Raw genomic sequence first — 232 nt, 5'->3', positions numbered from 1 at the left:
AACATAGCATTGCGCAGTGAAGCCTCGCGCATGGATGCCGAGGCATATTTGCGTAATTTAGGTTGTGCGAGCAGCCCCGGAATGAGCAAAAAGAACAAGGCACCAAGCGGGATTAATACCAGTACGCCGCCCATAAACCAGTAAATCACCAGAAACAGCAGAAAGAACGGAATATCAGCCAGTGCTGAAACAGTTGTGGAAGTCAGTAATTCACGAACCTGTTCCAAATCCC

At 48.3% G+C, this 232-nt stretch carries 1 pseudogene; it reads right to left on the bottom strand.

The window, feature by feature from the left end:
• Positions 1-232: pseudogene (locus HBA93_RS23870) on the bottom strand (type I secretion system permease/ATPase); the annotation flags it as partial.

The sequence above is a fragment of the Ochrobactrum sp. SFR4 genome, assembly GCF_019730395.1.
Taxonomy (GTDB): Bacteria; Pseudomonadota; Alphaproteobacteria; order Rhizobiales; family Rhizobiaceae; genus Pseudochrobactrum.
This window is presented reverse-complemented; position numbering and strand designations above follow the sequence as displayed.